The following is a 16792-nucleotide window of genomic DNA, read 5'->3' on the forward strand; positions in this document are numbered from 1 at the left end:
ATGAACCTTCCATGGGCTGTTCGTTGTCTCAAGATCCCGTACGTGGTCCGCAACGGCCGGGGTGCGTGACGGCTCGCGGCCGACCCGTCCTGCGACGGTTATTGCGCGGGAGACCTACACGCATGCTGTTCGGTGCCGTTCTCTGATCCCGTTGAGTGGTTCGGGACGGGGACCGGGGAGGTGGGCGGGTGCCAGGTGAGAATCCAACCGGCGGTAAGCACCGCCGCGCCGCCTGCCAGGGCGATTGCGCCGCCTGTTCCGATGCCTGCGGCCACCGAGCCGAAGCAGGCCGGCCCGACGCCCTGCAGCGTCATGCTGCCGGAGCCGAGCAGACCGAAGGCCTGGCCCTGGCCACCCTTCGGCAGGGCGTCCAGGAACGGCCGTTGCAGGCCGAGACCGTAGGCCAGTCCGAAGCCGCAGAGCAGCAGCAGACAGGACGAGACGCCCACTCCGGGCTCGGTGGCGAAGCCGACCAGCGGCAGTCCCGTCAGCGCAATCAACGGGACTACCAGTCGCTCCCGGGTGGGTGGCCGTAGCAGTCGACCCACCAGCAGGTCACCGACAAGCATGCCGACCGGCAGACAGCCCATCAGCACCGCGTACCAGCCGGGCGCGAAGTGGCGTCCTCCCGCGTAGGCGACGATCAGACCTTCCGCGCCCGCTACGAACGCGGGCGGTAGCCACTGGGCCAGCATCAGTCGTCGCACTGTGCGTCCGCGCAGCAGCAGGCCGGCACCGTGCAGGCTTGCCCGGACGGCCCCGCCATCGCCCCGAATGCTGCCGGGTGTGCCGCCGAACTCTCCCGGCTGCAGCCGGGGTAGCCGGATGCGGACAGCGAGCGCGCAGCCGAGGTAGAGGGCGGCGCTCACCGCGAGCGCCCGGTGTGGGCCGAGTACCGCGACGACCGCACCTCCCAGCGCCAGACCGAACAACTGCGCGCCAGAGGAGGCGATGTTGTTCAGTGAACGGCCCAGTACATAGGCGTCGCCCTTCAGCCACCGCGCGACCAGCCGACTCGACGCGCCGCCGAACACCGGTGTGGCGAGGGCGACCAGCGCCACGACACCGAGGCTTGCCGCGATCGGCATCCGTACCAGGGCGAGCAGCAGGGCGGCGGCGCACTCCAAGGCGTAGCCGCCGGCGATGAGCGCGCGGGGCGGCAGCTGGTCGGCCAGTGAGCCCAGCAGCAGCGAGCCGAACAACTGCGGGAGAAAGCCGATGCCGAAGGCCAGTGCGCTCAACAGCGCGGAGCCGGTGGCCGCGAAGACCAGCACCGAGAACGTGGTGATCCGCAGCGAGCCCGCGGTGATCGCGACGGCGCGGGTCGAGAAGAGCAGCCGGAATCGCGGCTCGGACAGCACCTCCCGGTAGGTGGCACGGTGGGTGCCCTGCGCGGGCTCGGCGGTTGGGGTCATGACGCCGAGCCTCGCCGTGCGCCCACGCCACTCACCAATGATTCGTCGCTGGACGAATCTGAACAGACGTCCGGCGGTAGCATCGCAGGGTGCTCCGCTTCGAAGTCTCCGTCGAGGACCTGCTGCGCAGCCGCTTCGCACTGTCGCCCGCGTTGGACCTCTGCTTGCTGCTGCGCTCGCTCGCCGGCCACGACCGGCCGCTGCCGCGAGCCTGGGCCACCCGGCTCCGGCCGGCCTTTGAACGGCTTCGCCGCGAGACCGAACTGGACGCCGCCCTCGCCCTGCACAACCCGCAATCCGGACCGAGCTTCGTCGCCCCGCCCCCGCGCGGCCTCAACCAGACCTGGGCAGACGACCTGGCCATGATCCGGGCCACACCGCTGGAAGCGGCCCGCCACGAAATCGCCACCACTGCGACGGGCCCGTCCGCCCGTGATCCCCGCGTACGCGCGGTGCTGGACTCCACGGACGCCGTCTCCAGGATCGCCGAGGCGATGGACCAGGCGTGGCACGAACTGCTCGCCAGGGACTGGCCGCAACTGCGCGCGATCTGTGAGCGCGATGTCGTGCACCGGGTGGGTGTGATCGGCGAACACGGATGGGCCACGACCATCGAGAGCCTGCACCCGAGCATCGCCTGGCGCGCCGGCGGTATCGAGATCGGCTTGTTCCCCCCAGTCGGAAGCGTCCGCCTCGTCGGCGACGGGCTATTGCTGATCCCTTCGGTCTTCGTCGGGAACATCGCCGCCCACCTGGAAGACCCCTGGCCCAGGACCTTGGTCTATCGTGCCCGCGGCACCGCGGCCCTGTGGGGCGAACAGGCGACCGTCCCCCAACCGGACGCGCTGACCGCTCTGATCGGCCGGGCCCGAGCCCGGCTGCTGTTGGCGCTGGACGCCCCGGCCAGTACCAGCCACCTCGCCCGAAGCCTCGCCATGGCACCCGGCGCGGTTGGAGACCACCTCGCCATCCTGCGAGGCGCGGGGCTGCTCGTCCGCGCCCGCTCCGGACGGTCGGTGCTCTACCGGCGCACCCCGCTCGGCGAGGCGCTGGTCGCCGGTTCGGGCTGAGGGCTCAGATCAGCACTGTTCACGATGTGGGGCGTGCTCGCGTCACTCGCTGCCTTCAGCAGGGCTGCGTGCGCACGGGCCTTGGGGCGGGGCCGACGCGCGGTCTTACCTGAACGGCCGTGAACCAGGCTGAATGAGACGGAAACTGAGACGGGCTGTGTGGTTCTGACCGGGCCCCTTCGGGCCAAGGAAGCTCTACGGTGCGTCCATGTGGACGACACTCGGGGCGACCCTCCTGGGAGCCTTCATAGCCACTGGCACCTCCTTGCTCGTCGAATCTCGTCGCGACAGACGTGCTGCTGTTGCCGAGTGGCGGCAATCCCGCCGTGAACTGTACGGAGCGTTCCTCAGCGCCCTGACCAAAGCGCGAGGTGAGCTATGGACGATCAGCCGAGACGATCGATTGCCGAACGAGGAACGTGCCACAGCTGCTCGGGCGATCTTCGCCGGATGCTACGAACAGCGCTATCAACTCGAGGTCTTCGCGCCCAGCGGCGTCGTCACGCCGGCACTGAACTACTTTCGCAGCGTGCGGCGACTCCGTGACGCTGTCGGCGAAGGGCTCCGTTGGGACGATGCCGCACGCACCGCTCATGACGACGACGTGGTCCAGGGCCTTCATGCGACGCGGGATGCGATGCGGGTGGATATGAGAACCGATGCGATGCGCACCGAGTGAACTACTACGCCCGCGATCCGCCGGCGGGGCAGCGAGCCCTCCGGGCTCCGGGTTCTTCCGCTCTTGCTCCCGCCGTTCGCCAGCCGCTTCAGCAGTACCTGGCATGTGTCCTGAACAGCAAAAACGCCCTCCCGAAGGAGGGCGGAGACTGGGCGCCCCCGGCAGGACTCGAACCTGCGGCCAAGCGCTTAGAAGGCGCCTGCTCTATCCACTGAGCTACGGGGGCCGGTCGTGGTGGGCTCGGTCCTGGCGCCCGGGTGTGGGTCGGTCCGTGACGTTGCCGGGGACAAGGATAGGGCTCCCGCATCCGTGTCCCTGTTGCTTCGCCTCCGTGGCTCGATGTGGAGGTTCGGTGAAGCGGTCCTGATAATCGCAGGCAGGTACGAATCGTGCACCGCTTTTGGCCTCTTGCGCCCCGGGTGTTGTGCACTCGTTATGCCTGGACTGTGCCTGTGTCTCAGTCGTCCCTTCCGTCCCTTGTGTTCCGTCGGCGCGCAGACATGCTCATATGCTTCAGAATTCCCCTAAAATTGGGCATTCTTCGCATGTGGTGACCTTGGACGTACGGCCTCAGCTGCTCGACGCAATCTCCGCGCTGCGCGACTGTGTCGCCGCCGCACGCTTCCCGCTGCCCCTGGCGGGGGCCCCACGCGCGCGTGCCAACCGCGACGAACTGCTCGCGCAGCTCGACGACTATGTGGTGCCCCGCCTCAGAGCGCCCGAAGCCCCCTTGCTGGCCGTGGTGGGCGGATCCACCGGCGCCGGCAAGTCGACGCTCGTCAACTCCATCGTGGGCAAACGCGTGACCGAGGCCGGAGTGCTGCGGCCGACGACCCGGACCCCGGTGCTGGTCTGCCATCCGGAGGACCATCACTGGTTCAGCGGGATGCGCGTACTGCCCGACCTCACGCGCGTGTGGGTCCCCGAGCACGATCCGGCCGAGGAGCTGATGCTGCCCGGCGAGGATCCAGCGCGCGTGCTGCGGCTGGAGACCGCCGACACGCTGCCGCCCGGGGTCGCCCTCCTCGACGCGCCCGACATCGACTCCCTGCTCGCCGACAACCGCGCCCTCGCCGCCGAACTCATCTGCGCGGCCGACATCTGGGTGATGGTCACGACGGCCGCCCGGTACGCCGACGCCGTCCCCTGGCACCTGCTGCGCACCGCCAAGGAGTACGACGCCACCCTCGTGACCGTCCTGGACCGGGTTCCCCACCAGGTCGTCTCCGAGGTGTCGCGGCAGTACGGGGCGCTCCTGACCAAGGCCGGCCTCGGCGACGTACCCCGCTTCACCGTGCCCGAACTGCCCGAGTCGGCCTGGGGCGGCGGGCTGCTCCCGGCCACGGCGGTGGCGCAGTTGCGCAGCTGGCTCGTCCATCACGCCAACGACCCCGCGGCACGCGAGCACGCCCTGGCCCGCACGGCCCAGGGGTTCCTCGACTCCCTCAAGGCCCGCATGCCCGAACTCGCCGGCGCCGCCGCCGCCCAGTACGCGGCCGCGCTGCGGCTCACCGCAGCCGTCGACTCGGCGTACGACAGCGAGTACGCGCGCGTGCGGAGCCGGTTGCAGGCCGGCGCCGTGCTCGCCGGTGACGCCCTGAAACGCTGGCGGGCCTTTCCGCTCGACTGCTCCGCCGGGGAGCTCCTCGACTCGCTGGTGGAGAGCCTGAGCACCCTCCTGCTGTGCGCCGTCACCGCCGCCGACGAGCGCGTCGACGACGTCTGGCGACACGAACCGGCCGCAGAGGCTCCCGAGCTGATGAACCGTGACCCGGGTCCGACGAGCGTCGAACACCGCATCGGCATGGCCGTACGGCGGTGGCGGCGCGAGCTCGAGGAGTACGCCGAGGACGAGGTGAACGACATCGACCGCGGCGTCGTCCAGGATCCCGAGGTCGTCGCCGCCCTCGTCGCCACCGCGCTGCTCGGCGCCCGCCGGGCGCGATCCGCGGGGGAGGGGCTCGCCGAGCGGATCGGGGCGCACGGGGCGCTGCGGCTGCGTGACCGGGCCGGTCGGCTGCTCACCGAGCACCTGGACCGGGTCATGCACAACGAACGCGAGCGCAGGCTCGCCCCGCTCGACGCCCTGGAGATCCACCCGGACCCCCAGGCAGAACTCATCGCCGCGCTGTCCGTACTGCAGAAGAAGAGGTGACCGGTGACTGCCGTCACTGACCAGAACCAAACGGAACAGGACCAGACGGACCACGTCGAACAGACGGAACAGGTCGATCTCCCGGAGGACAGCGCCACCACGGACGACAACCACGACGACGAGCGCGAGAACAGCGCCCCCGAGGAAGCCGCTTCCGAGGACGGCCTGCTCGTGAGCGGTGACCGCGCGGAGGGTGACCGCGCCGCGGAGGCCGAGCCCGGCGAGGGCGAGGGCTCCGCCGCGGTCGAGGAGGCGGAGTCCCGCGAGGGTAAGAGCTCCGTGGCGGCCGAGGAGCCGGAGAAGCGCAAGCTGTGGAGGAAGCGCGGGAAGCGGGAGGAGCAGCCGAGCGGCGGCCACGCACGCGTGCAGGACGGCGGCGCTCACGCGCGCGGGGGCGCGGGTGCCACCGGCTCGGGCAAGGACTCTTCGTCCCGTAAGGAGTCCTCGCTCCGTAGGGAGTCCTCGTCCCGCAAGGAGTCGTCGTCCCACCCGGTGACTGCCTCCCGCCCCGAGTCCTCCGCCCGCACGGACGCCCCCTCCGGCACGGATTCCTCGACCCCCTGGGACGACGGGCTCATCGCACGGCGGGTGACTGAGACCGCCCCCGCGGAGCCGCCCGTCGCCGCGGAGACGCGGGCCTCCGGGCGGCCGCTCGTGATGCCGCTCGCCTACGACGGGGCGCTGCGGGCCCGGCTCGACGCGTTGCGCGAACTCGTCGGGCTCTCGCGCGCCCGGCTCGACAACAAGACGCTCGCCGAGGCGGGCCGGGTGCTCGACGAGGCGGCGGCGCGACGCAGGCTCTCCGGGCAGCACACCGTCGTCGCCATCGCCGGCGCCACGGGCAGCGGCAAGTCGCAGCTGTTCAACGCGCTCGCCGGAGTGACCATCTCGGAGACGGGCGTACGTAGGCCGACGACCGCCTCGCCCCTGGTGTGCAGCTGGAGCGACGGCGCGGTCGGCCTCATCGACCGGCTCGGCATCCCACCGCGGCTGCGGCGGCGCCCGGCACAGAGCGCGGCCGCGGACGGACAGCTGCGCGGGCTCGTCCTGGTCGACCTGCCCGACCACGACTCGGCGGCCGTACAGCACCGCGAGCAGGTCGATCGCGTCCTGGCGCTGGTCGACGCGGTGATCTGGGTCGTCGACCCCGAGAAGTACGCCGACGCCGTGCTGCACGAGCGCTATCTACGGCCCATGGCGGGGCACGCCGAGATCATGTTCGTCGTCCTCAACCAGACCGACCGGCTGCCCGGCGAGGCCACCGACCAGGTCCTCGACGACCTGCGGCGGCTGCTCGACGAGGACGGCATCGCGCTGGGCGAGCACGGCGAACCGGGCGCGACGGTGCTCGCGCTGTCCGCGCTCACCGGGGACGGCGTCGGTGATCTGCGGGAGGCGCTCGGCCAGTTCGTGGCGGGCCGCGGGGCCGCGGCACGGCGGATCTCGGCCGATGTGGAGGCAGCGGGGTGGCGGCTGCGGCCCGTGTACGCCGCACGTCGGCGGACCGGGCTCAGCGAGGAGGCGCGGGACGAGTTCTCCGCCCGGCTCGCGGACGCGATCGGCGCGACCGCGGCGGGCGAGGCGGCCGAGCGGGCCTGGCTGCGCAACGCCAACCGCGCGTGCGGGACGCCGTGGCTGCGGCTGTGGCGCTGGTACCAGGACCGGGGCGAACCCCCGACGGGACGCCTCTCCCTGCGGATGCAGACGGACGAGGAGGCCACCGCGCGGCAGCGCGTCGAACAGGCGGTGCGGACGGTCGCCGACCAGGCGTCGGACGGGCTGCCCGCGCCTTGGGCGCAGGCGGTGCGCGAGGCGGCCGTACGAGGGGCCCAGGGGCTGCCCGAGGCGCTGGACGAGCTGGCCGCGCGGGCCGGACTGCCGCCGGGGCGGCCGCCGAGGCCGGGCTGGTGGCCGGCTGCCGTACTGGTCCAGGCGGCCATGACGATCCTTCAGATCGTCGGCGGGCTGTGGCTGGTGGCGCAGATCGTCGGGGTCATGGCGCCGAACCTGGGCGTGCCGGTGCTGCTGATGGTGGCCGGGATCGTCGGCGGGCCGCTCGTCGAGTGGGGCTGCCGGATCGCGGCACGGGGGCCGGCGAGGCGGTACGGCCTGGAGGCTGAGCGGCGGTTGCGGGAGGCCGCGGCCGGGTGCGGGCGGGCCCGGGTGCTGGATCCGGTGGCCGCCGAGTTGCTGCGCTATCGGGAGGTTCGGGAGCAGTACGGGCGGGTGATGGGGGTCGGGGGAGCGGTGAAGTGACCCGGGGTCCGGGGCGGTGCCTCTGAGAGGCGGTGTCCGGGGGCTTTTGAGAGGCGGTGTCCTGGGGACGAGGTCCTGCGGCAACGGCCGTGGATCACCCCTTCGAGTGGCGGAGATTTCCACAGACGGGCGGTGATCCACAGGGCTCGGCGGGCCCGGCCCGACGGAGGCAGTCTGGCTTCGCGGCGATCGCGACGGTGCGGTCGGTCGCGGTGACGGCGGTGAGGACGACGCGGCGCGAGCCGTCGCGTGCGCGCCGCCTCACGTCGGACGCAGCCGTACGGGACGGGCCCGTACGCGTATCGGCCCGGCGGCAGTGGCCGGGCCAGGGAGGGGTTCGAGGATGAACGAGACGACCATCTGCGCGGTGGGCAACGTGGCGACACAGCCGGTGTACCGGGAGCTCGCGACGGGACCGTCCGCGCGTTTTCGGCTCGCGGTGACCTCGCGTTACCTGGACCGAGCGAAGAACGAATGGACTGACGGGCACACCAACTTCTTCACGGTGTGGGCCAATCGGCAGCTCGCCACGAACGCCGCCGGCTCGCTGAACGTGGGCGACCCCGTCGTGGTGCAGGGCAGGCTGAAGGTGCGGTCGGACGTCCGCGAGGGGCAGAGCTGGACCTCGGCCGACATCGACGCGGTGGCGATCGGCCATGACCTCGCCCGCGGCACCTCGGCCTTCCGGCGCACTCCCCGGCCGGAGCCCGGCGCGGCCGCGGCACCGGACCGGCCCGAGCCCGACTGGGAGACGCCACCCGCGGACGGCGCCTCCCAACAGGCCCCGGAACCAGTGGCGGTGACGTGACGTCAGTCACCCTGCGAGGCTGACCGAACTGCGGCTTATCGACGAATGCGTTCCGAACGACCCAGGGGGATTTGTCGATAAGCCCTGCTCGCAAGGGATCTTGGCGATAACGATTCCGAGTCGGATCGGCCCTCTGACGGGATCCCAGGGAAGCGTGGTGCGCCGCGTACCTAGGATGCCGGGCAGAGCTCTCGGGGCTGGTGATTCTGCTGGTGGGACCTTTCCCCGACGTCAACGGGTCCTGCTCGAAGGGGAATTCTGTGTTTGCTGCGTTCTCTGCACTGTCGGTGCGGGGGCGAGGGGCGGCCCGCCTCGCCGTCTCGACCCTGGTGTCCGGGCTCGTCGCCGCCACGGTGGTGGCCGGTGCCGGCCCGGCCGCGGCCGACGGGACCGCGCAGGGCCAGGGTGGGGCGACCGCCACCATAGGTGGCCTGAAGACCTACGGCGCGGCGGTCGTGCACGCCGACTCCGGGGACCAGCAGATCTCGGCGGGCCTGTTCGAGATGTCCGTCGACGGCGGCGGCACCCTGCAGACGTACTGCGTCGACATCCACAACCCCACGCAGCGCGACGCCAGGTACCACGAGACCTCCTGGAGCGGCACCTCGCTGGGTGCCAACAAGAAGGCCGGGAAGATCCGCTGGATCCTGCAGAACTCCTACCCGCAGGTGAACGACCTCGCGGCACTCGCCGGCAGGGCCGGTGTCAAGGGCGGCCTCACCGAGCAGGACGCGGCGGCCGGCACCCAGGTGGCCATCTGGCGCTACTCGGACGGCGTGGACGTCGACGCCCTCGACCCGCAGGCCGAGCAGCTCGCGGACTACCTCGAGAAGAGCGCGCGGGACGTGGCGGAGCCGAGGGCGTCGCTGACGCTCGACCCGCCCGCGGTCTCCGGCCACCCCGGTGAGCGGCTCGGTCCGGTGACGGTGCGCACCGACGCCGAGAGCGTGACGGTGACGCCGCCGGCGGACGCGGCCACCAGCGGCGTGCGGATCGTGGACAAGGACGGCAAGCCCGTCACGTCCGCGGTGGACGGCGGTCAGGTGTTCTTCGAGGTGCCCGAGAAGGCGGCGGACGGCCAGGCCGAGTTGACGGTGCAGGCCTCGACGACGGTGCCGGTGGGGCGGGCCTTCGCCGCCGAGAGCCGCAGCCAGACGCAGATCCTGGCCGGCTCCAGCGAGTCGACCGTCTCGGCGACGGCGAGCGCGACCTGGGCGCAGACCGGTGCGATACCCGCGCTGTCCGCGGTGGAGAACTGCGACAAGGGCGGTGTCGACATCACCGCGTCCAACGAGGGCGACGCGCCGTTCACCTTCGATCTGCTCGGAATCGAGTACACGATCGCGGCGGGCGAGTCGCGGACGGTGACGGTCCCGCTGCAGGAGGACCAGGCGTACGACTTCACGATCCAGGGCCCGGCCGGCTTCGCGAAGCGGTTCACGGGCGTGCTGGACTGCATGACGCAGGTGACCGAGGCCGACGCTGCGGGCCCCGACACCCAGACCCTCAGCGAGCCCAGCCCCGCCACCGTCGGTACCACCACCGACGACACCAACCTCGCCGCGACCGGCGGCTCCGACATGACCCCGCTGATCGGGGGCCTCGCCATCGGCCTGGTCCTGATCGGCGGCGCGGCCCTGGTGCTCGTACGGAAGAAGGAAGCGGCGACTCGGGACTGAGGTGGGAGTTCCCACGCAAGTGAGGGGGCGGTCCGCCAGTCACGGACCGCCCCCTCACTTGTTCCAGGCCAGCACGGCTCACGGGGTACCGGTGCACTGCCATCGGCGGAACCTCGGGGACCGTCTGCCCACGGTCCGTACTCCACCGGTAGTTCGTGCCATGGGGCACCGGTCCGCACTGCCGGCGGACCCCGTCAGGGGTTAGAAGGCGCTGCTGTTGCAGCCCATCTGCGAGCCGAGGTGGGTGTCCTGCCCGCCCGAGTTGCCCTCGCCGTTGAGCGCGTTGCCCAGAACGCCGTTGAGCACGCCGACCTGGCCGAGGACGTCGAGGTTCAGGTCGTGCGACTTGCAGTTGGAGCTCTGCAGGATGGAGTTGCCGTGGCCGTCCATGCCCTGCGCGGCGGCGGTGCCCGTGCTCAGGAGGGCGACGCTGCCGAGGGCGGCGACGACGACCGAAGCCTTGCGAAGCTTGTGCATGTCATCTCCGGTGAAGTGAGGTGTATTCGATCCGTGACGAACCGATTTCGTGCAGTCATGGGTAGCTAATATTAAAAGGTCCTAAAATGTCCGATCGGCACGCCGAATTTCGCGATCTTGCCGCGGATCCACCCGGACGCCTGCACCCGCACGCCTGCACCCGGACGCCCGCGGTCTGCCCTGAGGCTTCCGATGAGGCGTGGGATTGGGCTCCCTCGCTTCTGCTTGTGCTTCCGAATTCATCTGGCGCGTAAGGAAGTTGGCCGACAGTCGATGATTCCGCCAACCCGAGGAGAAGCCAGAGTTAAGTGATGGGTCGGGTCGGCGACAGTGCACAACCCCCCACACGCCCCCTCTGTCTGATGCAGGTGAAGTCACCACCCAATTCATCAAGCGTGGGGGAAACCACACCATGCGCATACGCGCCACTGTCGCCACCGCCGCCGCCCTCGGCGCCGCCCTGGCCGTCACCACTCTCGCCGTTCCGGCCGCCGGGGCCGAGCAGGACGACACACCCACACAGATCAGGGATATCGAGGTCAACCAGGACCGCGACTCCACCGTTGTCGTCGAGGCCGCACGGAAGATCAAGTTCCCGATCTCCGCGATGGTCCACGACCCGTCGGGCATCCAGAGCGTGTCGTTCGAGCTGCAGCACGGAGCGACCGAGGCGGAAGTCGACGGGCGCATCGCGCAGGTCGGGTCCAGCAACTGTGTGAAGGTCGACGAGTACTGGTCCAAGTGCGAGGCCTTCATGATCGCCGACCCGTACACGAACATCCGCAGCAACGCCCTCGCAGGTGCCTGGGGCATAAACTTCGTGGCCGTCGACGGCGAGGGCAACGTCACCCGCGAGGACTACATGCCCCTGGCACGCATCAAGCGCAAGACCCACCTGTCCCTGGCCAACGCCACCCCGGAGCCGGTGAAGAAGGGCGAGAACGTCACGGTCAAGGCACGGATGATCGTCGCCAGCTGGGAGAAGCACAAGGACGTGCCCCTCATCGGGCACCAGGTGCTGCTCCAGTACCGCAAGGGCACGAGCGGCGCCTTCACCACGTTGAAGAAGGTCAAGACCGACCGGAACGGCTGGGCCACGACCACCGTGAAGGCGACGGCGGACGGCCAGTACCGCTACCACTTCGCGGGTACGTCCCTCACCGAAGCCAGGTCTGGTCTGGCCGACTTCGTCGATGTGAAGTGAGCCGGGACCTGTGACGTGACCATCCCCTGCCCGTGGCATCGGCGGGCAGGGACCTCCTCGTAGCCCTGAGGCGACGTCCGCAGGTCACCGCCGTCGATGATCAGTTGTGACAGAGCAGGTCGACGACGACGGCTTCGGGATGGAGGCTGTCGAGACAGTCGTTGGCCTGCTCCCCATAGCCGTCGTTGTCCGCGTCCGTCCAAGCGCCGTCGAGGGTCACCAGGGCGAAGCCGGGCACCGCGCACTGGACCGAGCGCCGGCGGGCCTCCTCGTGCTCCTGCGCGAAGTACGCGACCGGATCATTGAGCAGGAACGACGTGTCGAAGAACGGGTCACCCGCGACGGCCCGCTGCGCCACCTCCTGCACCAGCGGCTGGGCCAGATGCTCTCTCTTGGCGTCGGCCGACGAGCAGGCCCCGGGGTCCGCCGTAGCACTCCAGGGGCGGGAGGGCATCGAGCCCGGCCTTCCTGCGGGGGACTGTGGAAGCCGTGATGAGCCTGCGGTCACCGTCGTGTGCGGGCAGGGCGAGGTAGGGGCTCTCCGTATCGGAGTGGATGACCCACCAGTCCCACCGGCCGACCGGGTTCCGGTCGTCGGTGAGGTTGATGTCGTACGGAGCCATGGCGGCCGCTATGGCACCCGGAAGCTTTCGTGGCCGGGTGGGCGGCAGGCACACCGTGACGATGAACTTGGTCATGCGCCGGATCGCAGAGCCGATCTTCCGTCCGGGCGCCGGCCCACCCACCGGGCCGGCGTGCGTGATCAGAGCCGCGGATGAGCGGAGCAACCGCCCTCACCAGCAGAACCCCAGGTCAGCGCCCCCCGCCCATACCCGTTTCCCCCCAGGGGTGGCGATCCGGCAAGATGGGGTGTTACTTGCCGCGAGAGGGCATGAAAAGGCCCCTCACCAGCAGGTTTCCCGCCGATGAGGGGCCGTTTCAGGCAGCTTGGGCCGTCTCTGGGCCGTCGTGCGATCTCAGGCCTGGTTTGCGGGCGGGCGTGACGAAGGGCCTTCCACGCCGAGGCATGTTCGCATCAGGCCGCGCATCTGCTTCCATCGTTCCCAGAGGTCTTGAAGATCCTGCTCGATCTCCTCGAACGACCTCACTGGATTCCCCTCCTCCAGTCGCTTGACTCGTCGGTATGCCTGGGCCAGTTCCTTAGCTATGGCGTCTAACTCGGCCAGCACGACAGATGAGGCGACCAGTTGGGCTTCCGCGAAGGCGGCATGGTGGGCATGGCGTGCCGCCTCTAACTCATCGCGGCATGTGGGCGTCACTGTGCCCTGATGGACATCCCACAGATAGTTCATGAGTTGGATGCGATAGCGGCGATAGGCCGTGTTGGTTGCGATGTAGCACGCGCGCCGCTCGGACAGGCGAGTTTCCTCCCTGTCGCGCGTCCACTGTGCCTGCACTGCCCGCTGCTGTCGTTCGAACTGTCGTTCCTGAAATCGGAAGACGATCCGCTGAGAGAAGATGGGAGCCAGCAAGGTCCCCGTCACGCCAACGAGCGCAGCAATCAGCGCGGTTAGACCGTTATCCATGCCCGCCCCCCGGCTCGACTGGATGTGTCGTCGACAGCCAAGCTCATGATGCCCGGGAACGCCCCGTTCCATTGGTGCGATGCCTCGACTGTCCATCGTTCAGGCCGCTTGGCTCCGGTCGTGACCGGCGGCCCGGAACATTGCTGAGATGGCTTTTCGGGTCCGGGTCTCGCTGGACGGCATGAGGTGCGTGTACACGCGAAGCGTGAATCCCGGGTCACTGTGGCCGAGGTAGAGGCTCAGGGCCTTGATGTTCTCTCCGGCGTCCAGGAGGACCGAGGCGTAGAAGTGGCGTAGGGCGTGCATGCCGTGTTCGCGGGCCGCCGCGTACCGCTCGCCCTTCTCGGGGACCGGGATGATGCCGGCCGATGCCAAAGCGGGCTTCCATGCCTGGTCGTTGAACCCTTGGCTCCAGATGGCTGCGCCGATGCCACTTGTGAAGACGAGGCGGTGCGTCACCTTGGGGCCGGTCGGGGTCAGCCAGGGCAAGGTCACATCGACGGGCGGGAAGCGCTCCATGTGCTCGCCGAGCGCGGCCGACACCTCGGGGTCGAGGGGGACGTCACGGAGCTTGCCTCGCTTGGGCGGGGCGTAGACGAGAGTGCCACGCACTTTCTTGACCTGCTGGCGCACGTACAGCCAGCCGAGATCGCCGATGTTGTCGTCGGCAAGGCCGAAGATTTCGCCCTGTCGCAGGCCGCACCTGGCACCCACATCCACCGTGCCCTGGTAGCGGTCGGGGAGACCCGCTCGTACGCCGAACACCTGGCCAGCGGTCCAGGGATGAACGCGTGTGGGCGCCGGACGGGGAGCCTTGACCGATCGAGCCCGGCAGGGATTCGAGGCCAGCAGACGGTCATCTACAGCCGCGTTCAGCACGGAGGAGACCGCGTCGAAGATCAAGGGCCCGCGCAAGCGCGGGCTGGCCCCTTGGGCTCGGCCCCTCTGCGCCTTCGGCGCCGGGGCCGGCCCTGGGGCCGCAAGCGAGTTACGGCCCTGCGTAGAGACCTGGACGGGCAAGCCACCGTCAGAGCGAGCCTCCGGCGGGGGATCGGTCGGCACCGGGATGGAGGGGGCGCCGTTCGAGGCCGCAGGTTCGTAGCGGTGAGCGTGGAGAGCTCCCATCCCGTCCGCCATCGACCCAGGCAGAGCCGAGCAGACGCGGCCCATGGCGTCCAGGTCGTTCGTACAGTGGCGCGCTCCACCTGGACGCCATGAACCACGCCTGCTCCACGGTGTGTGGGTCGACGGCGGACGGGATGGGAGCTGGGGTGAGTGGTGGGTTGAGGATGTGGGAGGGGACAGCTCGCGGGCAAGGCCGTTCCGCCGACCTGAGGGTCACAGTTGATGGCGAAGGTCCTGCAACGTGTCCTTGGCCCACCGCTCTGTCTCTTCCGCATACTGCACTTGTTCTGACCGTCGTCACTGTGCGTTCCGGGGACTGATGTTCGTTCGTGATCGCATGGAGCGTCATGCGTGCGTTCGTGGCGACGAGGCGGAGGCCATGGCGAAGCATGTCGTCGGTGACGAGGTGTGACAACTTGTCTACCCGTTCATAGGCCACTTGCAGTCCGGAAGCGCTGAACCAGGCTTCATCTCGGTAGCCGAAGGTGACATCGTGGGCAACGTCGATGATCTTGCCCAGCAGGCCCACGAGTTCTTCCGGCGGGCCGAACCGGCGCCGCTGGTTCATTCTGTGCTGGTTCCAGGCGGCCCACATGCCGGCAGGTCCGCCGATGGCTCCGATGATGCCCCCTGCTGCGCCGAGCCAGTCAGTGACGTCCGACATCCGCCCTCCCCAGGACTCATAGGTGTCAGCTCCGCAGAGTCGAGCTGACATCCGTTGCTGACATCAACGCCTCCGGACGAGGGCAGACAGTGACGGTCGCGTACAGCTATCGTCACTGGCCGGTGACCTACCTCACCTGAGCCTTCGCCACTGTTATGAGAATGGGATGCCGTCATCCCGCCTGCCGTATCGACCCAGGCCGACCAGGGCAAACATAGCTACCGAGATCGCCGACAGGGCGCTCACATCATCCCCAGATGCAGGCGGCAAGTCGATGGGTCAGAATCGCGACATGGGCATCGAGCTTACGGTAGCCGTAATTTCAGCCGCTGTCGCCCTGATAAGTGCGATATTCAGCTCCATAACTACCAAGCGGCAATCCATTCTGTCGGCAGAGCTTGCGCGCCAATCGACCAAGATAGTCCGAGAAGCAGAGCGGCATGACGTCATGAGCCGCTTTCGGGACCCTTTACTGTGGGCCGCCTTCGACCTACAGTCACGGCTATACAACATCGTGGCGCAGCACTTCCTTCGTCGCTGCCGGGATTCCAAAGTGATGCGAGAAAGGGAGTATGCAAAAACTAGCACCTTGTTTGTCTTCTGTGACTATCTGGGCTGGGTCGAGATACTGCGGCGCAGGATCCGGTTCCTGGACCTCGGCAGCAGGGAGGACAATCGCGAGCTGATCAGACTCTTGTCGGAAATTGCCAGAGTGTTCAACACAGGCCACTACCGGGATCGCCGCTACCGCGTTTGGCGTAGCGAACAGCGAGCCATTGGGGAGATCATGATCGACACTCTCGGGGATGCAGATTCATGCCTCGGTTACGTCGAGTTCTGCAGGCAACTCGAAACAAATCCCGAATTTATTAAGTGGACGAAAGGCCTGTCGGAGGACATCGAGGCAATGGCAGGGCACCCCCGGCTCGTCGCATTACAGTCCAGCTTGATTGATTTGATCAATTTTCTTGACCCTGACGCCGAACGCATTCCTGCCGATCAGCGAAGTCGGCTAGCCGCTCGGGTAGATGGAATTCCGTGACCTGGGGCGTGACTGTTGCTGCCATGGTTGCAGCAGTGCTGGCACGAAGAAACCAAGCAGCCCTGGAGCGCACAAAGGCAGGCGTACGGCAGCGCGGTACCGCAACCACGGTGACCGCCCCCGTCGGGTAGCGTTCCTTCGACGCCTCGTATCGGCCGGGATGGCCGCTGCCGACCGATCTCTGTAGAGCCCCGGATCAGAAGTTCCCCGTGCCACACCCGTGCCAGATCCAGCGGGGAGCCACGGGGAACTGCGGTAGCCGGCGGGTAGCTGACCGCGTGTCCGCCTATCTGGACGTCTCGCAGGTCAGAGCCACACACGCCTCACCTCGCTCCTAAAGCGGGCGTAGGCGAGCGTGCAAGGCGTCCCGGGCGTGTGGAGGCGCCATGTCATCATCGGGCGATGCTGACTGAGGAGGAAGCACGCCGACTGGTGCTAGCCGAGATCGACGACGTACGAGGCAACGTCGAGTACGACCTCCAGATCTCGCGCGTAGAAGCCTTGTCATTCGGGTGGATCTTCTACTGGGGAGCAGTCTGGGATGAGCAGAGCGGCCGGCGCCCTCGGCTGGGAGGCAACGGCCCCTTCCTGGTGGATCGCGAAAACGAGCGATTGATCCGAACTGCCACCAGCGTTCCCGTATCCAGGCAAGTCGCTGACTACGAGCACCG

Annotated in this window: 12 protein-coding genes, 1 tRNA gene and 1 pseudogene; 8 read left to right on the forward strand and 6 right to left on the reverse strand. The window is 68.9% G+C overall.

Going from position 1 to position 16792, the window contains the following annotated elements:
- Positions 1-98: 98 nt before the first annotated feature.
- Complete coding sequence (locus ABD932_RS32520) at positions 99-1415, reverse strand: MFS transporter (protein WP_345018237.1); 1317 nt, start codon at positions 1413-1415, stop codon at positions 99-101.
- Positions 1416-1504: 89 nt separating this feature from the next.
- Between ABD932_RS32520 and ABD932_RS32525 the strand changes: the two genes are divergently transcribed.
- Both ABD932_RS32525 and ABD932_RS32530 read left to right on the forward strand, forming a co-directional pair.
- On the forward strand, positions 1505-2485 hold the full coding sequence (locus tag ABD932_RS32525) for an ArsR/SmtB family transcription factor (protein WP_345018239.1): 981 nt from the start codon (positions 1505-1507) through the stop codon (positions 2483-2485).
- A gap of 208 nt (positions 2486-2693) precedes the next feature.
- Positions 2694-3164, forward strand: a complete 471-nt coding sequence (locus ABD932_RS32530; protein ID WP_345018241.1) for a hypothetical protein — start codon at positions 2694-2696, stop codon at positions 3162-3164.
- 153 nt (positions 3165-3317) lie between these two features.
- On the opposite strand, the gene ABD932_RS32535 is transcribed toward ABD932_RS32530, so the two are convergent.
- A tRNA-Arg gene (locus tag ABD932_RS32535) sits at positions 3318-3390 on the reverse strand.
- A 321-nt stretch (positions 3391-3711) separates the two neighbouring features.
- On the opposite strand from ABD932_RS32535, the gene ABD932_RS32540 reads away from it, so the two are divergent.
- From ABD932_RS32540 to ABD932_RS32555, 4 genes are all read left to right on the forward strand, one after another.
- Positions 3712-5319: a dynamin family protein gene (locus ABD932_RS32540; protein ID WP_345018243.1), complete on the forward strand. Its 1608-nt coding sequence runs from the start codon at positions 3712-3714 to the stop codon at positions 5317-5319.
- 492 nt (positions 5320-5811) lie between these two features.
- Positions 5812-7575 carry a GTPase gene (locus ABD932_RS32545; protein ID WP_345018357.1) on the forward strand — a complete coding sequence of 588 codons (1764 nt, stop codon included), beginning with the start codon at positions 5812-5814 and terminating at the stop codon, positions 7573-7575.
- A 343-nt stretch (positions 7576-7918) separates the two neighbouring features.
- The gene (locus ABD932_RS32550; protein ID WP_345018246.1) at positions 7919-8383 is read left to right on the forward strand and encodes a single-stranded DNA-binding protein; all 465 of its coding nucleotides are present in this window, start codon (positions 7919-7921) and stop codon (positions 8381-8383) included.
- Positions 8384-8643: 260 nt separating this feature from the next.
- Positions 8644-10062, forward strand: a complete 1419-nt coding sequence (locus tag ABD932_RS32555; RefSeq protein ID WP_345018248.1) for a Cys-Gln thioester bond-forming surface protein — start codon at positions 8644-8646, stop codon at positions 10060-10062.
- A gap of 201 nt (positions 10063-10263) precedes the next feature.
- Here ABD932_RS32555 and ABD932_RS32560 read toward each other — a convergent pair whose 3' ends face one another.
- The gene (locus tag ABD932_RS32560; RefSeq protein ID WP_126392313.1) at positions 10264-10539 is read right to left on the reverse strand and encodes a hypothetical protein; all 276 of its coding nucleotides are present in this window, start codon (positions 10537-10539) and stop codon (positions 10264-10266) included.
- A 412-nt stretch (positions 10540-10951) separates the two neighbouring features.
- Between ABD932_RS32560 and ABD932_RS32565 the strand changes: the two genes are divergently transcribed.
- The gene (locus ABD932_RS32565) at positions 10952-11743 is read left to right on the forward strand and encodes a hypothetical protein (RefSeq protein ID WP_345018253.1); all 792 of its coding nucleotides are present in this window, start codon (positions 10952-10954) and stop codon (positions 11741-11743) included.
- A gap of 100 nt (positions 11744-11843) precedes the next feature.
- On the opposite strand, the gene ABD932_RS32570 is transcribed toward ABD932_RS32565, so the two are convergent.
- The 3 genes and pseudogenes from ABD932_RS32570 to ABD932_RS32580 form a co-directional block, all read right to left on the reverse strand.
- On the reverse strand, positions 11844-12197 hold the full coding sequence (locus ABD932_RS32570; protein ID WP_345018255.1) for a hypothetical protein: 354 nt from the start codon (positions 12195-12197) through the stop codon (positions 11844-11846).
- 523 nt (positions 12198-12720) lie between these two features.
- Positions 12721-13290 carry a hypothetical protein gene (locus ABD932_RS32575; protein ID WP_345018257.1) on the reverse strand — a complete coding sequence of 190 codons (570 nt, stop codon included), beginning with the start codon at positions 13288-13290 and terminating at the stop codon, positions 12721-12723.
- Positions 13291-13389: 99 nt separating this feature from the next.
- Positions 13390-14193, reverse strand: a pseudogene (locus tag ABD932_RS32580) (tyrosine-type recombinase/integrase); the annotation flags it as partial.
- 1178 nt (positions 14194-15371) lie between these two features.
- On the opposite strand from ABD932_RS32580, the gene ABD932_RS32585 reads away from it, so the two are divergent.
- Positions 15372-16121, forward strand: a complete 750-nt coding sequence (locus ABD932_RS32585; protein WP_345018259.1) for a hypothetical protein — start codon at positions 15372-15374, stop codon at positions 16119-16121.
- The last annotated feature ends 671 nt before the right edge of the window (positions 16122-16792 follow it).

Origin of the sequence: Streptomyces shaanxiensis (assembly GCF_039537145.1) — a bacterium.
Taxonomy (GTDB): domain Bacteria; phylum Actinomycetota; class Actinomycetes; order Streptomycetales; family Streptomycetaceae; genus Streptomyces; species Streptomyces shaanxiensis.

What these genes read in the sequence shown, in the direction of transcription:
- ABD932_RS32585 (WP_345018259.1), top strand. Translation starts at nt 15,372, where the DNA reads ATGGGCATCGAGCTTACGGTAGCCGTAATTTCAGCCGCTGTCGCCCTG.
- ABD932_RS32575 (WP_345018257.1), bottom strand. Translation starts at nt 13,290, where the DNA reads ATGGATAACGGTCTAACCGCGCTGATTGCTGCGCTCGTTGGCGTGACG.
- ABD932_RS32530 (WP_345018241.1), top strand. Translation starts at nt 2,694, where the DNA reads ATGTGGACGACACTCGGGGCGACCCTCCTGGGAGCCTTCATAGCCACT.
- ABD932_RS32570 (WP_345018255.1), bottom strand. Translation starts at nt 12,197, where the DNA reads ATGCCCTCCCGCCCCTGGAGTGCTACGGCGGACCCCGGGGCCTGCTCG.
- ABD932_RS32550 (WP_345018246.1), top strand. Translation starts at nt 7,919, where the DNA reads ATGAACGAGACGACCATCTGCGCGGTGGGCAACGTGGCGACACAGCCG.
- ABD932_RS32520 (WP_345018237.1), bottom strand. Translation starts at nt 1,415, where the DNA reads ATGACCCCAACCGCCGAGCCCGCGCAGGGCACCCACCGTGCCACCTAC.
- ABD932_RS32560 (WP_126392313.1), bottom strand. Translation starts at nt 10,539, where the DNA reads ATGCACAAGCTTCGCAAGGCTTCGGTCGTCGTCGCCGCCCTCGGCAGC.
- ABD932_RS32565 (WP_345018253.1), top strand. Translation starts at nt 10,952, where the DNA reads ATGCGCATACGCGCCACTGTCGCCACCGCCGCCGCCCTCGGCGCCGCC.